The following is a 16,226-nucleotide window of genomic DNA, read 5'->3' as shown; positions in this document are numbered from 1 at the left end:
TCCTTCCTCGTCTCTCAAGCGTTCCCATTGGCATGGCGAGAACCGTTTCGCCACAGATGTTTGACCATTGCGCACTGGACCATCCCGACCATTTGCTCTAGCTGGAATGAAGCGGCAAACGCGTTCGATCTAAGACGGTTATCTGGTTGTTGAAAATCAGTTTCTGCCGTTATCTTCAACCTGCGAGATGCGGATAGCGAGGGCGGCAATGAGCGATATCGGCGAAGAGACCCGCGGTCGCAGCAAGGCCAACGAACCGGCCCACGACATCTATACCGAAGAAGGCGCGGTTCGGCCCGATTTCCTCGCGAGGGTCGGGGCAGCAATCGCCGATCGGGATGTTCTCTATCTGCGCCAGCATGTAGCGCGCCTGCACGAATCCGAACTCGGCGACCTTCTCGAATCGATCATGCCCGACCAGCGCCGGGCGATGGTTCGGCTGCTGGGCACCGACTTCGACCTGACGGCTCTGACCGAGGTGGACGAGGCGATCCGTATGGAGATCGTCGAGCATATGTCGAACGCGCAGATTGCTGCGGGTATTGGCGGTCTCGATTCCGACGACGCGGTCTACATTCTCGAAGATCTCGACAAGGAGGATCGCGAAGAGATCCTCGCGCAGCTGCCGTTTACGGAGCGCGTTCGTCTCAGACGCGCGCTCGACTATCCGGAAAGCTCGGCCGGACGCCGCATGCAGACCGAATTCGTGGCCGTGCCGCCGTTCTGGACGGTGGGCCAGACGATCGATTACATGCGCGAAGATGAAGGCCTGCCGGAAAGCTTTACGCAGGTCTTCGTGATCGACCCGACCTTCAAGCTGCTCGGCGTCATCTATCTCGACCGCATCCTGCGTACCAACCGGCAGGTAAAGATTGAGACGATCATGCGGGAGACCAACTACCCAATCCCCGCCGATATGGACCAGGAAGAGGCAGCACAGCTCTTCGAGCAATACGATCTTCTCTCAGCCGCTGTCGTCGATGAAAACGGCCGGCTCGTCGGCGTCCTGACGATCGACGACATCGTCGACGTGATGCAGGAAGAGGCCGAAGAAGACATCATGCGCCTCGGCGGCGTCGGCGATGAAGAACTGTCCGACACCGTGGTCGATATCTCGCGGTCTCGCGTGCCCTGGCTGCTCGTCAACCTCCTGACCGCTTTCCTGGCGGCGTCGGTGATCTCGCTGTTCGAGGCTACGATCGAAGAAGTGGTCGCATTGGCGATCCTGATGCCGATCGTCGCCGGCATGGGCGGCAATGCGGGGTCGCAGACGATGACGGTCACGGTGCGCGCCATCGCGACCCGCGATCTCGATATCCACAATGCCTGGCGCGTCGCGCGGCGTGAAATCTGCGTCGGCCTGATCAATGGGTGTCTGATCGGCACACTCGTCGGGCTGGTGGCGGGCTTCTGGTTTCAGGATCCGAACATCGGCGGACTAATTGCGACGGCGATGCTCATCAACATGGTCGCGGCCGCCAGCGCCGGTCTGATGGTGCCGATTCTCCTCAACCGGGCAGGGGCGGATCCCGCCGTTTCCTCCGCGGTCTTTGTGACTGCGATCACCGACACGACCGGGTTCTTCTCTTTTCTGGGCCTCGCCACTTGGTGGTTTGCGATCGGGTAACGAAAGCAGCAAATATCCGAAAAATTGACTGTTACGTAAAAGTCAATTATTTGAGGCAGAAATGTCAGGATGTGGCCGTGAACAAATATTACAGCATCACCGAGTTGACCCGCGAGTTCGGCGTTTCCACGCGCACCTTGCGCTTCTATGAAGATGAGGGCCTGATCCATCCGGAGCGCCGGGGACGTACGCGTCTTTTCAGGGCTGCAGACCGCCGTCTGATCATGGAAATTCTACGTGGACGTCGCATCGGCTTTTCCATCGCGGAGATCCGCGAGATCGTCCAGATCTACAAGGAGCCTCCGGGCGAAATGGGCCAGCTCAAGCTTCTGATGAAGAAGGTCGACGAGAAACGCGATGACCTGCGCCAGAAGCGCAAGGACATCGAGGAAACGCTGCTCGAACTCGACAATGTCGAGGAGGCCTGCCTGACCCGTCTCGCCGAAATCGGCGTCGGCACCTGAACTCTCAGGGAGGCGGCGAAGCGATGGCGCATTCCTGTGCGAGCATCTGGATCCGGTCGTCCTGTGGCGTGATCACGCCTGACTGCATGGGCGTCATGAGGTTCTGGGCAATCAGCCGATCGGCCGTGCAGGTGCAGAACGCGCGGCAGATGTTGGCGTCGGCACTCTCTATGCAGCCCCTCTCGCAGCTCAAGATGTAACCTTTGCGGACATCCGGCGGCGGAGCGGGGTGGACCAGCGAGAAGAGATAGACGAGAGCGATCAGGATCGGCTGATGCACGAGATAGATCAGCAGGCTGTGCTGACCGGCCTTTGAGAGTAGGTTCTGTCTTGTCTGGACCTTCGCAATGCGCGGCAGCACGTTTCGTGTCATCAGGAACTTGGTTGCGGCGACGCCTGCGAGAAGAGCGGCAACCCAGGGAAACAACGGCACGTAATCGTTCGAACGGGGCGGAGCTTCGGCGAAGCCCATCCAGGCGAGCCAGCGCGTGTCGAACAGAGCCGAATCGAGAGTTCCCGGCATAGCGACGTAATCGACCAGCATCAGAACCGCGATCATCGCGGCGACCGCAGCCGTGAGCGCCGGAGGAAGCCGCAGGAACGCCAGGCCGATAAGGCTCGACAGGGCGATGTTATGCAGAATGCCGAAATAGATCCATTCGCCCGGGAAGGCGACGAATGTCGCGACGCTGATGGCAAGGGCTGCACCGGCAACGATGCCGAGCCGTTTCGCAAAGGACTGCCAGCGGATCTGCGGCGTATGTGCAAGGACCAGACTGACGCCGGCGAGAAAGAGAAACGAACTGGCGATGAGTCGCGCATAGATCTTGAAGAAACCCTGCGTCGCTGTCCCCGGATCGAGATAGCCGAAGAATTCGAGATCCCAGGTGAAATGATAGGTCGCCATGGCGATCAGTGCCACGCCGCGCAGCGTATCGATCAAGACAATGCGCGGCACGCGGGAGGCATTGGGTTGGATCTCTGATGATGTCACGTTCGCATGTCCCGCTCTTGTTTGTCTTTGGTGTCGCTCACCGGGTCCATCAGCGCGAGACGGGCGTCGGAGAAATACTGGCGGCGTGTCAGAACGAAGACCACGATCGCGGTCATCGCCATGAACATGTAGGGCCCGGCGAACCAGCCCAGGTAGCCGATGGAAAGAAACAGCGCCCGAAGGCCTGCATTGAAGTGGCCGGCGGCGATCGTGTTCATCTGGATGACTTGATCTGCGGCGATCTCAGCTTTGGCACGATCAGCATTCGTGTCGTGCATCATCGGCAGGGCGCCGAACAGGATGGTGCAGTAGTTGAACAGACGGTAGGCCCAGCCGAATTTGAAGAAGGAATAGCCGAACAGCACCGTCAGACCGGCAACCTTGAGCTCGAAGGCCGTCCGCCCGCCGTAATAGACGAAGGGCAGGTTGCTGAACACGTCCTCCACCTTGTCGGTCGAGCCAAGCAGCGCAAAGCAGCCACCAATCGCGAAGATCGAGGTCGAGGCGAAAAATGCCGTCCCGTTCTGCAGGCCGGCCAGGATTTGCGTGTCGATCATCTTGAGATCGCGCCGAAGCGAGTTGTAGATCCAGTTCCGACGCCGCTCCGCCATGGCCCGGTTAAGGCTCAAGCGGGGGAAAAAGCGACTGCCAGACCCCGCTGTGAGCCAGGAATAAAGGGCCCACAGGGCGAGAAACAGTGCCAGCGCGATATAGTCCGCAGTCGTCATGGGTCTCGCCACAAATCGTGTATGCCTCGTTTCGTCTTGCTTTGTTTCGGCTGTCCGGGCAAGAGGCGTGTGCCTGGTATAGGTTTTGCAACACCTATCTGTGGAGCGTGTCTCTGTGATGCATGTCGCTCGTGTCCAAGCGGATGTCGGGTGATCGCCTGAGCCGAACTCAGGTTTGGCGTAGCCTCTGCCCAAACGAACGGTCCCGTGAACAATCATGTTTCTTTCAGTTTTCGACGTTTTCAAAATCGGTATCGGTCCTTCCAGCTCGCACACGATGGGGCCGATGTCGGCAGCCAATCGTTTTCTGGAGCTCCTCCTTTCCAATGACTGGCCACGCCCGACGGGTGCTGCCGTCGCGGCGCTGAAGGTCAGCCTCCACGGGTCGCTTGCCTTTACCGGCATTGGGCACGGAACGGGCAGGGCGATTATCCTCGGTCTTGTCGGCGAAGAGCCGCACAGCGTCGACCCCGATCGGATGGACGCGATCATTGCAGACGTCGAACGTACCGGTCGCGTCACCCCGCCGGGCCACCCCAGCTACGAGTTCAAGCCGGCAACGGACCTGATCTTCGACAAGAAGCAGCCGCTGCCCGGCCATGCCAACGGCATGAGCTTCTCGGCGCTGGATCGGGACGGACGACTGCTCTTGAAGCGCATCTACTATTCGATCGGCGGCGGGTTTGTCGTGACCGACACCGAACTCGAGGCGATGCGGGCGTCCAAGAAGACGGCAAGCGATGCGCGCGTGCCCTATCCGTTTTCGTCCGCCAAACAAATGCTCGAAATGTCGCACGGTTCAGGCCTGACGATTGCTCAGATGAAACGCGCCAACGAGCTGACAAAGATGACCGAGGTCGAACTCGACGAAGGTGTCGACCGGATCTGGGACGCGATGAAGAATTGCATTGATCGCGGTCTGAAGGTCGACGGCATCATGCCGGGTGGCCTCAAGGTGAAGCGCCGTGCGCGGGCGATCCACGACCGCCTGAACGAGGAATGGCGCAGCAATCGGCTCAACCCGCTTCTCGCCAATGACTGGCTGTCTGTTTACGCGATGGCGGTCAACGAAGAGAATGCCGGTGGCGGCCGTGTCGTGACCGCGCCGACCAACGGTGCCGCCGGGGTCATTCCAGCCACGGTTCGCTATTATCTGCATTTTCACGACGACGCGACGCAGGAAGACATCCGTACCTTTCTTCTGACCGCGGCAGCGATCGGCGGCATCATCAAACACAATGCCTCGATTTCCGGTGCCGAAGTCGGTTGCCAGGGTGAAGTCGGGTCGGCTGCGGCCATGGCCGCTGCAGGTCTCGCCGCCGTTATGGGCGGTTCGCCGGAGCAGATCGAAAATGCTGCGGAGATCGCGCTCGAGCATCACCTCGGCATGACCTGCGATCCCATTGCAGGCCTCGTCCAGGTGCCGTGTATCGAGCGCAATGCGCTTGGCGCCGTAAAGGCCGTGACGGCGGCATCTCTGGCGCTGAAGGGTGACGGAAGCCATTTCGTGCCGCTCGACGCCTGTATCGAAACCATGCGCCAGACTGGCATGGACATGAGCGAGAAGTACAAGGAGACCTCGACCGGCGGGCTTGCCGTGAACGTGGTCGAGTGCTGAGAGCTTCCTGTGGGACGTTTTCCGTTTTGAAAGATCCGACTTGACCCGACGCAGTCCTTGCGGCTTTGAACGGACATGGCTCTACATCTGATCAAGCTCTGCGTCGGCGCCGACTCCATCCAGGACCTGAGGGACTGGGTGGCCGAGCGGTCTCTGACCGCCATGTCCGCCGGCCTCGAACCTCACAGCATCCACACGACGCGAATGATGCCGAAGCGCGTGGAAGAGCTCGTCGATGGCGGGTCGCTCTACTGGGTGATCAAGGGGCAGGTCTCTGCGCGCCAGAAGCTTCTGGAGGTTCGCACAGTTAAGGGCGAGGATGGTATCGGCCGTTGCCAGCTGGTGCTCGGTCCCGAAGTCATCGAAACCGCGCCGATGCCGAAGCGGCCATTTCAGGGCTGGCGTTATCTTCTCGATAACGAGATCCCGAAGGACCTCGGCGGACTGGGAGATGATGTCACCCAGCTGCCGGAAGAGTTGCGGCGACACCTCGCCGAACTCGGTCTTCTCTAGCTATTCAGCCCAGTCTCAGTCAGCGAAGTCTCAAACGGACCGACGCGCGTCCGGCACGCAGCCCGACATGCAGATGGATCTGAGCCGGTGGCTGCGACTGGCGCCACGCACGGGCTCCATGGCTGAGCAGCAGGGTGACGAGATCCTTGGTCTTTTCCCGGGAACGCGAAGACAGGTTCATTCCCGCCATTCCCATTCCCGCAAGCCGCATGGCCGCTTCGTGCAGCGGATTGAGCGCAATGCCGCGGGCCTTGGACTTCGTCGCGTTGGCGACGAAGCCGATACTGTTTTCATTCATTCCCATAGGAAACCCCGTTTTACGCATTACTATCGAGATTTCACTGCGCCGGCGGATACAAAACACGGTGGCTGGCGCAGCTTTTTTCAGTGGTCGTCTGATGGGCCGATTACTGTATCGACGCCCAGCAGTTCACGCCTTTCTTCTTCAGGATATTGCAGGCATCGATCGCGGACTTCTGGTCGCCGAAGCCCCCGAAACGTGCCCGATAGACCTGGCCGCCATTGGTGCTGAAGGCGACTGTGAAGGGTTTGGCGGAACGCAATACCTTGCCGCCTTTATCCTGCGCATCCTGCAGGAGTTCGTTTGCCATCGAAGGATTGGGCGAGACGCCAATCTGGATGACCCAACCGGACACATCACCCTTGAGAGACACTTTGGGCGTATCGCGGGTGGATGCCGTGGTGACCGAATCGATTGCCGCCATTTCGGTCCGCTCGCCGGCGCCACTGCGCTTCGGAACATATTCCGGGGCAGGGGTCGGGACAGCGCCAGAACCGAGCATTGCGGAATTCATCGCTGCCGAAGCCGTCCGCTTCTGCGAAGGTTCGCCGAGATAGGCGGTTGCAGCAGGTGCTGCCGTCTCGTCATAGCGAGCGCCGGGCATGGGGCCACTGTTAGGAAGGTCGAGAGCCGAAACCTGACGGGCATCGGATACTGCAGCAGCGACACGCGGCTGGCTTGCAACGGGAAGCGATGGTGTCGGAACCGGAGCGGACGGAGCCTGCGAGATCAGGTTGCTCTGACCGCCGCGGGAGGCTTTCGGAAGATATTCCGCAACAAGCTTGCGCATCGTTGCATCACGAGCAGCGCTGGAGCGGCCACCGAGCACGACTGCAACGATCGAGCGACCGTCGAGCTGTGCCGACGTTGCCAGATTGCTGCCGGCTGCGCGGGTATAACCGGTCTTGATACCGTCGACGCCGCGGACAGTTCCGACCAGGCGATTGTGGTTGCCGATCGTCTGCTTGCCGAAATTGAAAGTGCGGATGGAGAAGTAACCGTAATACTGCGGAAAATGCTGGCGAAGAGCGATGCCGAGGCGAGCCTGATCACGTGCCGTCGTCATCTGCGCCGTGTTGGGCAGGCCGTGTGCGTTCCGATACGTCGTACGCGTCATGCCGAGGGCACGTGCCTTGTTCGTCATCATCTGCGCAAAGCGGTCTTCGGATCCACCGACGAACTCGCCGAGAGCTGTCGCCATATCATTGGCCGACCGCGTAACGAGTGCACGGATCGCCTGATCGACATTGATGGCGCCGCCGGGGCGCACACCCAGTTTCGAAGGCGGCTCGGACGCAGCATGCGCAGAAACCGGAACCTTGGTGTCAAGCGTGATACGACCAGCCTCGAGCGCTTCGAAGGTCAGGTAAAGCGTCATCATCTTCGTGAGCGAAGCTGGATAGCGAAGACCATCCGGATCCTCGCCGTAAAGAACCTTTCCAGACTTGGCGTCGACGACGATCCCTGCATATTTCGGATCGGCATGCGCCGGACTGGCGAGGCTCGAAAAGGCCAAGATCACCGTAAAAAGACAACCGAGAAATTTTCCCGGCACTGCCACGCGTCCCTTGGGGAGGATTGTGGAAAACATGCTCTTCGACACTGCCGCACTCATCGCTTGCATGGTGGTTGTATTACGTCCGGGCTCAGCGCCCCCGATGGGCCCGTTGTCAGGCAATCTAGGGGAACAGCGTTACCAAGAGGTTTATGATGAACGTTTGGTTGCTTCGCAGAGGACCATTTTACCGATTGACCTGCGTTACCGGGTGCCCGGTCACAAGGCGGGTTTGGACATATGTCCGAACTCCGGCGTCAATCTTCTGCCAGTCGCGCAAAAGCACGCTCGAGAATCGATAAAGCACGGTCAGATCCTGCCCCACTCGAATATCGCGCTGGCAGTCGCCGCTGGTAGGGCGCTCTCCCGCCGATGGAAAAAGGCAACGCACGGCGTAGGGGGAGGCGGCACCAGGCTGTGCGCCCGTCAGAATCACTTCGTTCCCGTAACCGCTGTCCGCCCGGAGGCGATGCAGTGTCAGCCCATGCTCAGCCGGTTCTGCCGGGCCTTCGAAAAGTCCCTCGTAGATCGGCTGAAGCCGCCCCGACATGTCGCGCGACATGGTGCTCTGCGACATTTGTACGAAGATCAGAGATGCCGGCTGGGAGACGGTGTCGAATCGCGCCCGATTTGTGGCGCTGTAGCCCATCATTTCCGGCCAGGTCAGATAAAGATCCGCCCGTTCAGTTGCACCGCTCCGTCTCTGCTCTTTGAAACGGAGCGTGTTGGCTGAAAGCTGGATCGTATCCTGACCGATCACCAAGTCGAATGTCTCGGTGCTCTCGGAATGGCCACCCAGCATCATCCGCTCGCCGAGCCATCGGCCGCCAACGCTGATGGCGCTGGTCACTATGCCAAGCGCAACCACGATGCCGGTGATCTTGTATAGGGTTCGCCTGGATAGAAGCGGGCTGTCCGTTTCACTAAGGCTGTCGGGTTGCATGCGGCCGGGCTCTCGTCACTGGAGTGGCCGGCGGACCGAACGAGGGGTGCGACCGCGCCGGCAGCGATACCGCCATTGTTGCGGATTTGTGGTTAATGGATCGTTAGTCATAGTCGCGCGACAGTGGTGAGCGCCATAAATGGAATCGCCGGCAGGATACCTCCTCGGAGGCCCTGCCGGCGTTCTGAATGATGACATGGTCGATCGTTCGTCGGGGTAATCTTGTCTTACTGGCTGACGCTGCCGACTGCGGTCGCCCGGCCGTCCTGGAGTTTGACCCAACGCGCCGGATCATCGGTCGCCTGGCGCTTCAGGTATGTGTATTCCGTATCGGTCCAGATCATGACCTTGTTGCGCATGTTGTCGAGGACAAAGTCGCCGCGATCGGTGCGGACGGTCAGGACTGCATGACCTTCGCCATTCGGCTGCAGCACGACCGTGATCAGCAGGTTGGAAGGCGAAATGCCCTGCTGCGTCAGCATCTTCCGCTTCAGGAGCACGAAGTCCTCGCAGTCCCCGACGGTCCGCGGGTATGCCCAGCGCTCTTCGACGCCGTAGATTTCCTGGTCGGTCATCGGTGTGATCGAGGTGTTGACCGTGTAGTTGACGTCGAGGATCGTGCGCCAGGTGTCTTCGGTGAGTGCCACGGGGCCGGCGTCCTTGTAGGATGCCACGCATTCGCTCGTGTAGGTCTTGCAGAATTCGTAATGACCGATCGGCGGGTTTGCCTTGCCGATAACGCGCATGGCGCCGGATGGCATTGCAAAGGACTGGACGGTCATGGAGCCGATCATTGCAGCGGCGGCGATTGCGAATGCGAGAGCTTTACGGCAGTTCATTTTTCTTGTCTCCCCGTTGTGGGGAAACAATGCCTCAGACCCTTTGATCGACCGCAAAATACCGCAGTAAAATCAGATGTTTATTCTAATCAACTTTGGCGAAAATACGCGTCGAATTCGACGTGCTTTTTCATAAAATACGCACTGCTTTTTCGGCGAATTTGCATAAAATGCGAGGTAAATTTGACCTATCCGCTCCTATCTCCCTGATACGGCATCGCTTTGATGAAACGTGACATCATCGAAAGGTGAGCGAAGTCTTCGATTTGCCTGTGCCTGTTGCTTTGCTTCGCCGCGTTCCGGGACGAAATCGCGACCAAAACAGCCCGTTTCGCCGCCTAAAACTGCGCGAAAAAAATCCCGAAAAGGCACAAAATAATTCTGGCGACGTGTTTTTTCGGGATTTTGGTGTGCCGGACCAGCAGTCCAGCGCCGCTGACGATGGCGGTGATCTTAAGAATTCACGCCGGAGCAGACACAGCACAACTCAGCTGCGGGCAGGCGGGTTAGAAAATGGATATGATGAGGCTTACAGGAACTCGGTCAGCGCTTCGCGGGACTGGACCGAGTGAAACTCGATCGCGACGCCTTCCATGAAGTGACGCACCACGCGTCCGCGCATGTTTCCGAGGCGAAGCGGGGTCCCGATTGACGGACGGGTCTCGATGTCGACAGCCGCACCGGAAAGCGAAAGGTCAAGCAGCCGGCACGGATAGCGGCGCCCGTCGTCGAGAGTAATCTCCGAACGGGTGTTGCGCGGGGTGAGACGATCGTGGCGACGGTCCTCCGGCAGCCCGAGTTCATGCTTGTTGGCGATCCAGGTCAACTGTGCGGCAAGTTTTTCGCGCTTGCGGTCGGTCGCGTTGATCATCATCAGGAAGCCGCCGCCGGCAACACTGAGAACTGTCCCTTCAAGGCGGCCGACGTGATCGAGATAGGCGATGACCCGCTCGTTGGTCCGTGGACGACCGGCACACTGGAAGCTGACGTCCCCGGGGGACATCTCGATCGCGGTGCAGGCATATTCCTCATGGTCGGCCAGCATCAAGCGGCCGCCGATGTTCACGGAGACGCGTTGGAATGAGCGCTGCGCTGCAGTTGCTTGCGAAACGGATGCCTGAGAGGAGGTGCCGGAAAACATGGATGAGCGCTTTTTCAGCTAGAGTCCTAGCCTACATTAGCGACGGGGCGTTAATATATCGTTCCCGAAGCCGTCATTGTGGGAAGAAGCTCGCCGGCAGGAAGCGGCGCAGAAGTCCTGACTGGACCAACTGCGGCTGGTCATGCCCGCAGACGGACAACCCGCCGGTTTCGTGGCTTTCGACAAAGCCCCAATCTTGAAGATGCAGCCCACTTGCCGGTCTGGCCGCCACCGGGAAAGGGCCGTCGGCAGGCAGAAGTGCTCCGAGTACCCGGTCGCTTCCGGTTTCGGAAGAGCGAAGCGGCATCATCAGCATTTCGCATTCGATTGACGTGCCGGCTACGTTCAGGACTACGTCGGCAATCGCGGGTTTCTCATGGACGAGGATCTGCATGACGACCTCCTGGGCGCGATCGTTTTCTTCGAGATCCCAGATCGTGCGGAACGGCATCCCGCGAAACTCGCCACCGAACAACTCGCATAACCGCGTTCCCGCAAGCCGAAACGTCAATTGGTCGTCTGCCTCGTTTGCGACGATGAAGAGATGAGGCAGAAATCTGCGCAGGGCGACCGGATCGATCTCGTTGCGCATGGGAGGCAACCGCCCGTCGCACAGACCTGTCCAGTATTCGAAGATTTCCGTCGTAGCCGGATTTCGCATTCGCTTTCCCGTGATCCATTTCGAGACGCTTCATCCCGTGCTGAACCGTTTTCTAAGGCACAACACGAGGGTCAGCCTTAACGCTGCGAAAACCATGCCAGAGCGGTGAGCCTAGACGAAAGAATGTCGAACCCGGCGACTAAGTGCTTGTATCCGGTGCTATCTGCAGCTTTTCTTCAGGCGGGTCGTCCTGTAAGCCTGACGCTTCAACAGGGAAGGAATTGTGATGAGCGACAGGCAAGACCTGCCGGGTGCCGCGAACGATACGGACAGGGATGCGGACGCCATCGACGACCAGTCGTCGCAGCCAGTTTTCAATCTTCCCCGAAGTCTGGTGATCTCGGTCCTGTTCCTGGCCGTCGTCTATCTAGTCGATGCTTACTTGCTCGACGAGGAGGCGCAGATCTCGGTGCTGATGTGGTTCGCCTTCACGCCCGTACGCTACGTCGTTCCGTTTGCGGAGCAGAATTTCGAATGGCTGTGGACGCCTGTCACCTATTCCTTCCTGCATGGCGGTATAGAGCATATTGGCTTTAACGCACTCTGGCTGGTCGCCTTCGGAGCGCCGGTCGTGCGCCGCATCGGAACTCTCCGCTACATGCTGTTCTGGATTTTCTCGGCAGCGGCGGCAGCTTTCTTCCATGCCGGCCTGCATTGGGGCGACCAGACGCTACTCGTCGGCGCTTCAGGCGTCGTCTCAGGCTTGATGGGCGCCGCGTGCCGGTTCGCGTTCCCGGACGGCCGCGGATACGACCGCAGTTTCGGCCATCTCCATCCACGTCAGTCCATACTCGGCTCTTTCCGGAACCGGACAGTGGTGATTTTCACGGCGATGTGGTTCTTCGGAAACGTGCTCGTCGCCATCGGCCTGCCGCTGATCGGATCCGATGTCGGAGAGATCGCCTGGGATGCTCACATCGGTGGCTTTCTCTTCGGCTTTTTGTTTTTCGGCCTGTTCGACAGGATTGCCGCCGATGACCACCCATTGGCGCCCGCTTGATCTCCAGTTGCTGTCGTCTTAAGCTTCGCGTCGAGGGACTGTGCCGCAAATGTCTTTGAGGGGAGACGTTTCGGTTCGAATGGTTTTGGAGGAGCGAGCCATGTCGACGACCGTAAAGAGCATGCTGGATTCGAAGGGCCGTAACGTCGTGACCGTCAGCCCGGACGAGACGTTGCGCCAGATCGCGGGCATATTGAACGACAGAAACATCGGTGCCGTGATCATTGCCGGGATGGAGGGGCGTATTGCCGGCATTTTCACCGAGAGAGACCTCGTCCACTGCATCGCCACCAAAGGCGTCGATGCGCTGGAGCAGCCGGTCAAGGCCGTCATGACAACCTCCGTGCAACGCTGTCGGGAGGATCAGACGGCAGACGAGGTGATGGGCATGATGACGGCGGGACGGTTCCGCCATGTCCCGGTAGAAGCCGACGGCAAGCTCTCCGGCATCATTTCGATCGGCGACGTCGTGAAATCGCGGCTGCGTGAAGTGGAGATCGAAGCCGAACAGATGAAGGCCTATATCGCCGGGTAAGGCGGCTGGGAGAGCGGCATCTTCGCCCGCATCTCAGCGGGCGAAAACTTCCTGCATGCGCTGAAGCGCCACGATCTGCGACATGGTGGCCTCATAGCCCCGGTCGATCGCCTCGCCGGCGCGGTGGAATTCGGACAGACCGATATCGTTGAGGCGCGGATGCAGCGCCAGATCAGGCGGATCGCCGGCCAGTCTGGCGCGCGATATGCGCTCCTGGATGATGTTGAACGCCTGCACCATGGTGCCGGTGACACCGACGCGGGGGTCGTCCTGATGGCGCGAACGCTCGTGATCGTCCGGCGCATCGGCTGCAGTGTGTTTGACAACCGCGGACCGGCCGAAGACATCGTAGTTGAGGTTCACGGCCACGACCAGCGGCTGCTCGTAGGCGCGACAGACGGAGGTCGGGACCGGATTGACCAGCGCGCCATCGACCAGCGTGCGGCCGCTGCATTTCACAGGTTCGAAAATCCCCGGCAGCGCGTAGGACGCCCGAAGGGCTCGGATCAGAGAGCCGGCCGAAATCCACACTTCGTGCCCGGTATGAAGTTCCGTCGCGACTGCGACGAAGGGGCGGTCGAGATCTTCGATGGAGATGCCCTGCAGGTGTTCCTGCATTCGCTTCGTCAACCGCATGCCACCGATCAGGCCGCCGCCACCGATGGTGAGGTCGAGAAGCGCCGCGATCCGCCGCATGGTCAGAGATCGGGCAAAGCTTTCGAGTTCGTCGAGCTTGCCTGCGAGATAACAGCCTCCGACCAGCGCGCCGATTGATGTGCCGGCAATCATCCCGACTTCGATGCCGGCTTCGTCAAGCGCGCGCAACACGCCGATATGCGCCCATCCGCGGGCCGCGCCGCCACCAAGTGCTAAAGACAGCTTTGCCTTGCGTGGCTGCTCAATGACAATGGGAGGAGGGGACGTCTGGAGCCGATTTGTGACAGCGTCTGCTGGCGCGGCTTGCCGCTCGTTGCGACTCCAACTCCAATTCATCATCGCCCATCACCTCTCAGCTGAACACAGCCACGTACGCCAATTAACGCATCGTTTGGTTGCCAATTCGTTATTCAGGTGGGGATGGTATGAAAGCGGTGCAGACGCCTACCGCTTTCCCGTCTCATCATGACCAGAATACACATGCTCTGGATCAAGGTGACGCTGTTGATCCTGTATTTCAAGGACAGCGCCACCGTCACTTTTCTTTACCGCACGATAGAAACAGGAGCGTCGCCCGGTGTGGCAAGCGGCGTCATGGCCGGACATCGAGACCTTGAGCCAGACGGCGTCCTGATCGCAATCGGTCCTGACCTCATGCACAGTCTGCAGATTGCCGGAGGTCTCGCCCTTCTTCCAGAGTTTCGCTCTCGACCGGCTGTAGTAGTGAGCGACGCCCGTCTCGATCGTCAGCGCAAGCGCCTCGGCGTTCATATGCGCCACCATGAGCAATTCGCCATCGCGAATGTCGGTCACGACAGCGGTCACAAGACCGTCGGAATCGAAACGGGGCGTAAAGGCGCCGTCACCCTCGAGCTCGGCCTTATCCGACGACGGCGCTTCAAAAGTCATTATCATTTCGGCGCTCAGCGGTTGCGGGCCATGGTAAAGAAGCGCGCCTGCTCGGCCGCGTCGGTCTTGAACGCACCGGTAAACCGGGTCGTCAGCGTCTGAGATCCCTGCTTCTCCACACCGCGCATTTCCATGCACATGTGTTCCGCCTCGATCAGGACAGCCACGCCGCGCGGCTTCAATGTCGTGTCGATCGCGCTGGCGATCTGTGCCGTAAGATTTTCCTGTGTCTGGAGGCGGCGACCGTAGATCTCGATCACACGCGCGATCTTGGACAGCCCCAGAACCCGGCCCTGCGGAAGATAGGCAACGGTCGCCTTGCCTTTGATGGGCAGCATGTGGTGCTCGCAATGGGAGAAGAATGGTATATCGCGAACGAGAACCATATCGTCATAACCCGAGACCTCCTCGAAGGTCCGGCCGAGAACCTCTTCGGCCGACAGATCATAGCCCGAAAAGAGCTCGCGATAGGCTTTTGCAACGCGCTTCGGCGTATCGAGCAAACCTTCGCGCTCCGGATCGTCACCGGACCACTGGAGCAAGACGCGCACGGCGTCCTCAGCTTCCTGCTGGGTCGGACGAGGCTGTTTCTGGCTGGAGGCCGGAAAATTCTTCAAAATAGCATCCATCTTGTGTCCCTCGATGCGGGCCAGGGCCACATCCGATCTCACTATGGTAAAAAAGCTGATCGCCATGGATCACGCCGGAATACCAGTTTCCTGACTTTTCGTCTGCGCGTTCCGAATTTTCAAGGCATACCATCGCCGTTTTCGCGCGTTTCTCGAAAACGTGTTTCCTTGATAATTCCCGTCGCGGACAACATATAGGGGCCTAATCCAGATTGTGGTAGGTCATCCCGGTAGACGGTGCGTTCGATCGGTCGAGCGGATGTCGAGGACGATGACGTGAGCGAGCGACATGGACGAGATCTATAACCAGAAAATTCTTGAATTTGCGGGGAACATTGGCCGCGCGGGTGCAATGGACGATGCGGATGCGACGTCCGAAAAGCACTCCAAGCTCTGTGGTTCAAAAGTTCGTGTTTACCTGAAAGTCAGTGACGGCGTGGTGAGCGACTTCTCTCACGAGGTTAGGGCCTGCGCCCTTGGTCAGGCGTCGTCGTCGATCATGGCACGGCATATCGTCGGCGCGCCGGTCGACGAACTGCGCCAGGCGAGGGTCGACATGCTGTCGATGCTGAAAGAGGGCGGCGAAGGCCCGGTCGGCCGCTTCGAAGACATGCGCTACCTGAAGCCTGTGAAGGATTACAAGGCCCGGCATCCGTCTACCATGCTGACGTTCGATGCGGTCGTTGACGCGCTCGATCAGATCGACGTCCGCGACCGGGCCGACAAAGCGACCGCCTGATGTGCGGCTCGCCGGATTGTGACCACGACACGAAACGCGGCGGGCCCTATCGATCGCGCAACTGGCAGGGCCCGTTCAAAAAGACGCCCGGACGCCTCGCCGGTATGGGACTGATCCGGTTCTATCAGCTCACTCTTTCCGGCTTTGTCGGAAACGGCTGCCGCCATATTCCGACCTGTTCCGAGTATGGCTACGAGGCGATCGCCCGACACGGGCTCTGGCCCGGTCTCTGGATGACACTGTACCGAGTCGCGCGCTGCGGTCCTGGTGGCTCCGGCGGACTGGACCCGGTTCCGGACCTGCAGAGGCAACGCCAGGTCTGGTGGATGCCCTGGCGCTACTGGCGTCATGGATAAGCGTGACACCAGCCCAG

19 protein-coding genes are annotated in these 16,226 nt (G+C 59.7%); 8 read left to right on the top strand and 11 right to left on the bottom strand.

The genetic code is table 11. The annotated features are described in order from the left end of the window. Positions 1-208 precede the first annotated feature (208 nt). Both mgtE and G6K99_RS12290 read left to right on the top strand, forming a co-directional pair. On the top strand, positions 209-1,627 hold the full coding sequence (gene mgtE / locus G6K99_RS12295) for a magnesium transporter (protein WP_062457009.1): 1,419 nt from the start codon (positions 209-211) through the stop codon (positions 1,625-1,627). Between the two features lie 77 nt (positions 1,628-1,704). Beyond that, complete coding sequence (locus tag G6K99_RS12290) at positions 1,705-2,091, top strand: MerR family DNA-binding transcriptional regulator (protein ID WP_092662576.1); 387 nt, start codon at positions 1,705-1,707, stop codon at positions 2,089-2,091. 4 nt (positions 2,092-2,095) lie between these two features. Here the strand turns inward: G6K99_RS12290 and G6K99_RS12285 are convergent, their stop codons facing one another. Beyond that, complete coding sequence (locus tag G6K99_RS12285) at positions 2,096-3,085, bottom strand: heparan-alpha-glucosaminide N-acetyltransferase domain-containing protein (protein WP_174196671.1); 990 nt, start codon at positions 3,083-3,085, stop codon at positions 2,096-2,098. Further along, on the bottom strand, positions 3,082-3,813 hold the full coding sequence (locus G6K99_RS12280; protein ID WP_062457000.1) for a DUF599 domain-containing protein: 732 nt from the start codon (positions 3,811-3,813) through the stop codon (positions 3,082-3,084). Before G6K99_RS12280 ends, G6K99_RS12285 begins: the two co-directional genes overlap by 4 nt. Before the next feature lie 217 nt (positions 3,814-4,030). Between G6K99_RS12280 and G6K99_RS12275 the strand changes: the two genes are divergently transcribed. Together G6K99_RS12275 and G6K99_RS12270 are read left to right on the top strand one after the other, a co-directional pair. Further along, positions 4,031-5,431 carry an L-serine ammonia-lyase gene (locus tag G6K99_RS12275; RefSeq protein ID WP_174196670.1) on the top strand — a complete coding sequence of 467 codons (1,401 nt, stop codon included), beginning with the start codon at positions 4,031-4,033 and terminating at the stop codon, positions 5,429-5,431. A 75-nt stretch (positions 5,432-5,506) separates the two neighbouring features. After that, positions 5,507-5,944: a DUF1489 family protein gene (locus G6K99_RS12270; RefSeq protein ID WP_062456994.1), complete on the top strand. Its 438-nt coding sequence runs from the start codon at positions 5,507-5,509 to the stop codon at positions 5,942-5,944. A gap of 19 nt (positions 5,945-5,963) precedes the next feature. On the opposite strand, the gene G6K99_RS12265 is transcribed toward G6K99_RS12270, so the two are convergent. The 6 genes from G6K99_RS12265 to G6K99_RS12240 form a co-directional block, all read right to left on the bottom strand. Next, entirely contained in the window at positions 5,964-6,248 is a 285-nt protein-coding gene (locus G6K99_RS12265) for a hypothetical protein (RefSeq protein WP_062456991.1), read from the bottom strand. Between the two features lie 103 nt (positions 6,249-6,351). After that, the gene (locus tag G6K99_RS12260) at positions 6,352-7,869 is read right to left on the bottom strand and encodes a D-alanyl-D-alanine carboxypeptidase (RefSeq protein ID WP_062456988.1); all 1,518 of its coding nucleotides are present in this window, start codon (positions 7,867-7,869) and stop codon (positions 6,352-6,354) included. A 118-nt stretch (positions 7,870-7,987) separates the two neighbouring features. Then, complete coding sequence (locus G6K99_RS12255; protein WP_174196669.1) at positions 7,988-8,743, bottom strand: hypothetical protein; 756 nt, start codon at positions 8,741-8,743, stop codon at positions 7,988-7,990. Between the two features lie 227 nt (positions 8,744-8,970). Beyond that, positions 8,971-9,537, bottom strand: coding sequence for a transglutaminase-like cysteine peptidase (locus G6K99_RS12250; protein WP_092662577.1), 567 nt, complete (start codon positions 9,535-9,537; stop codon positions 8,971-8,973). A gap of 574 nt (positions 9,538-10,111) precedes the next feature. Beyond that, positions 10,112-10,723 carry a PilZ domain-containing protein gene (locus G6K99_RS12245; protein WP_062456977.1) on the bottom strand — a complete coding sequence of 204 codons (612 nt, stop codon included), beginning with the start codon at positions 10,721-10,723 and terminating at the stop codon, positions 10,112-10,114. A 73-nt stretch (positions 10,724-10,796) separates the two neighbouring features. Continuing rightward, positions 10,797-11,384: a PAS domain-containing protein gene (locus G6K99_RS12240; RefSeq protein WP_113167409.1), complete on the bottom strand. Its 588-nt coding sequence runs from the start codon at positions 11,382-11,384 to the stop codon at positions 10,797-10,799. Between the two features lie 226 nt (positions 11,385-11,610). On the opposite strand from G6K99_RS12240, the gene G6K99_RS12235 reads away from it, so the two are divergent. Further along, positions 11,611-12,384, top strand: a complete 774-nt coding sequence (locus tag G6K99_RS12235; RefSeq protein WP_174196668.1) for a rhomboid family intramembrane serine protease — start codon at positions 11,611-11,613, stop codon at positions 12,382-12,384. A 100-nt stretch (positions 12,385-12,484) separates the two neighbouring features. Beyond that, positions 12,485-12,919, top strand: coding sequence for a CBS domain-containing protein (locus tag G6K99_RS12230; protein WP_062456971.1), 435 nt, complete (start codon positions 12,485-12,487; stop codon positions 12,917-12,919). Between the two features lie 33 nt (positions 12,920-12,952). On the opposite strand, the gene G6K99_RS12225 is transcribed toward G6K99_RS12230, so the two are convergent. The 3 genes from G6K99_RS12225 to folE form a co-directional block, all read right to left on the bottom strand. Continuing rightward, positions 12,953-13,915: a patatin-like phospholipase family protein gene (locus G6K99_RS12225; RefSeq protein WP_062458055.1), complete on the bottom strand. Its 963-nt coding sequence runs from the start codon at positions 13,913-13,915 to the stop codon at positions 12,953-12,955. A 105-nt stretch (positions 13,916-14,020) separates the two neighbouring features. Further along, a complete protein-coding gene (gene hisI / locus G6K99_RS12220; RefSeq protein ID WP_174196667.1) occupies positions 14,021-14,491 on the bottom strand; it encodes a phosphoribosyl-AMP cyclohydrolase in 471 nt (156 codons plus the stop codon). A gap of 8 nt (positions 14,492-14,499) precedes the next feature. Beyond that, positions 14,500-15,114 carry a GTP cyclohydrolase I FolE gene (folE, locus tag G6K99_RS12215; protein WP_062458053.1) on the bottom strand — a complete coding sequence of 205 codons (615 nt, stop codon included), beginning with the start codon at positions 15,112-15,114 and terminating at the stop codon, positions 14,500-14,502. Positions 15,115-15,403: 289 nt separating this feature from the next. On the opposite strand from folE, the gene G6K99_RS12210 reads away from it, so the two are divergent. Both G6K99_RS12210 and yidD read left to right on the top strand, forming a co-directional pair. After that, positions 15,404-15,853: an iron-sulfur cluster assembly scaffold protein gene (locus G6K99_RS12210; protein ID WP_062456964.1), complete on the top strand. Its 450-nt coding sequence runs from the start codon at positions 15,404-15,406 to the stop codon at positions 15,851-15,853. Beyond that, entirely contained in the window at positions 15,853-16,209 is a 357-nt protein-coding gene (yidD, locus tag G6K99_RS12205; protein ID WP_092662328.1) for a membrane protein insertion efficiency factor YidD, read from the top strand. The genes G6K99_RS12210 and yidD overlap by 1 nt, the downstream gene beginning before the upstream one ends. Positions 16,210-16,226 lie beyond the last annotated feature (17 nt).

The organism is Neorhizobium sp. AL 9.2.2, assembly GCF_013317225.1.
GTDB classification, from domain to species: Bacteria; Pseudomonadota; Alphaproteobacteria; order Rhizobiales; family Rhizobiaceae; genus Neorhizobium; species Neorhizobium soli.
This window is presented reverse-complemented; position numbering and strand designations above follow the sequence as displayed.